At 45.3% G+C, this 2,427-nt stretch carries 2 protein-coding genes and 1 pseudogene; all 3 read left to right on the forward strand.

The window, feature by feature from the left end; translation table 11 throughout:
• The first annotated feature begins 212 nt into the window (after nt 1-212).
• Entirely contained in the window at nt 213-767 is a 555-nt protein-coding gene (locus ACMWKK_RS26030; protein ID WP_063840321.1) for a fluoroquinolone-acetylating aminoglycoside 6'-N-acetyltransferase AAC(6')-Ib-cr5, read from the forward strand.
• 130 nt (nt 768-897) lie between these two features.
• On the forward strand, nt 898-1,728 hold the full coding sequence (locus tag ACMWKK_RS26035) for an oxacillin-hydrolyzing class D beta-lactamase OXA-1 (RefSeq protein ID WP_001334766.1): 831 nt from the start codon (nt 898-900) through the stop codon (nt 1,726-1,728).
• Between the two features lie 137 nt (nt 1,729-1,865).
• Nucleotides 1,866-2,306 (forward strand): annotated as a pseudogene (locus tag ACMWKK_RS26040) (CatB-related O-acetyltransferase); the annotation flags it as partial.
• Nucleotides 2,307-2,427 lie beyond the last annotated feature (121 nt).

Genomic DNA, 2,427 nt, shown 5'->3' on the forward strand with positions numbered 1-2,427 from the left:
GCCTCAGCATTTTATTATGGTGATCCCCTGGGCGAAATGCGCCTGGTAAGCAGAGTTTTTGAAATGTAAGGCCTTTGAATAAGACAAAAGGCTGCCTCATCGCTAACTTTGCAACAGTGCCTTTAAGCGTGCATAATAAGCCCTACACAAATTGGGAGTTAGACATCATGAGCAACGCAAAAACAAAGTTAGGCATCACAAAGTACAGCATCGTGACCAACAGCAACGATTCCGTCACACTGCGCCTCATGACTGAGCATGACCTTGCGATGCTCTATGAGTGGCTAAATCGATCTCATATCGTCGAGTGGTGGGGCGGAGAAGAAGCACGCCCGACACTTGCTGACGTACAGGAACAGTACTTGCCAAGCGTTTTAGCGCAAGAGTCCGTCACTCCATACATTGCAATGCTGAATGGAGAGCCGATTGGGTATGCCCAGTCGTACGTTGCTCTTGGAAGCGGGGACGGACGGTGGGAAGAAGAAACCGATCCAGGAGTACGCGGAATAGACCAGTTACTGGCGAATGCATCACAACTGGGCAAAGGCTTGGGAACCAAGCTGGTTCGAGCTCTGGTTGAGTTGCTGTTCAATGATCCCGAGGTCACCAAGATCCAAACGGACCCGTCGCCGAGCAACTTGCGAGCGATCCGATGCTACGAGAAAGCGGGGTTTGAGAGGCAAGGTACCGTAACCACCCCATATGGTCCAGCCGTGTACATGGTTCAAACACGCCAGGCATTCGAGCGAACACGCAGTGATGCCTAACCCTTCCATCGAGGGGGACGTCCAAGGGCGGGCGCCCTTGGCCGCCCCTCATGTCAAACGTTGGGCGAACCCGGAGCCTCATTAATTGTTAGCCGTTAAAATTAAGCCCTTTACCAAACCAATACTTATTATGAAAAACACAATACATATCAACTTCGCTATTTTTTTAATAATTGCAAATATTATCTACAGCAGCGCCAGTGCATCAACAGATATCTCTACTGTTGCATCTCCATTATTTGAAGGAACTGAAGGTTGTTTTTTACTTTACGATGCATCCACAAACGCTGAAATTGCTCAATTCAATAAAGCAAAGTGTGCAACGCAAATGGCACCAGATTCAACTTTCAAGATCGCATTATCACTTATGGCATTTGATGCGGAAATAATAGATCAGAAAACCATATTCAAATGGGATAAAACCCCCAAAGGAATGGAGATCTGGAACAGCAATCATACACCAAAGACGTGGATGCAATTTTCTGTTGTTTGGGTTTCGCAAGAAATAACCCAAAAAATTGGATTAAATAAAATCAAGAATTATCTCAAAGATTTTGATTATGGAAATCAAGACTTCTCTGGAGATAAAGAAAGAAACAACGGATTAACAGAAGCATGGCTCGAAAGTAGCTTAAAAATTTCACCAGAAGAACAAATTCAATTCCTGCGTAAAATTATTAATCACAATCTCCCAGTTAAAAACTCAGCCATAGAAAACACCATAGAGAACATGTATCTACAAGATCTGGATAATAGTACAAAACTGTATGGGAAAACTGGTGCAGGATTCACAGCAAATAGAACCTTACAAAACGGATGGTTTGAAGGGTTTATTATAAGCAAATCAGGACATAAATATGTTTTTGTGTCCGCACTTACAGGAAACTTGGGGTCGAATTTAACATCAAGCATAAAAGCCAAGAAAAATGCGATCACCATTCTAAACACACTAAATTTATAAAAAATCTAATGGCAAAATCGCCCAACCCTTCAATCAAGTCGGGACGGCCAAAAGCAAGCTTTTGGCTCCCCTCGCTGGCGCTCGGCGCCCCTTATTTCAAACGTTAGACGGCAAAGTCACAGACCGCGGGATCTCTTATGACCAACTACTTTGATAGCCCCTTCAAAGGCAAGCTGCTTTCTGAGCAAGTGAAGAACCCCAATATCAAAGTTGGGCGGTACAGCTATTACTCTGGCTACTATCATGGGCACTCATTCGATGACTGCGCACGGTATCTGTTTCCGGACCGTGATGACGTTGATAAGTTGATCATCGGTAGTTTCTGCTCTATCGGGAGTGGGGCTTCCTTTATCATGGCTGGCAATCAGGGGCATCGGTACGACTGGGCATCATCTTTCCCGTTCTTTTATATGCAGGAAGAACCTGCATTCTCAAGCGCACTCGATGCCTTCCAAAAAGCAGGTAATACTGTCATTGGCAATGACGTTTGGATCGGCTCTGAGGCAATGGTCATGCCCGGAATCAAGATCGGGCACGGTGCGGTGATAGGCAGCCGCTCGTTGGTGACAAAAGATGTGGGGCACTGTTGCAAAGTTAGCGATGAGGCAGCCTTTTGTCTTATTCAAAGGCCTTACATTTCAAAAACTCTGCTTACCAGGCGCATTTCGCCCAGGGGATCACCATAATAAAATGCTGAGG

The organism is Enterobacter sp. 01-M-03-SI-ECC (genome assembly GCF_047530215.1).
Lineage (GTDB): Bacteria > Pseudomonadota > Gammaproteobacteria > Enterobacterales > Enterobacteriaceae > Enterobacter > Enterobacter chengduensis.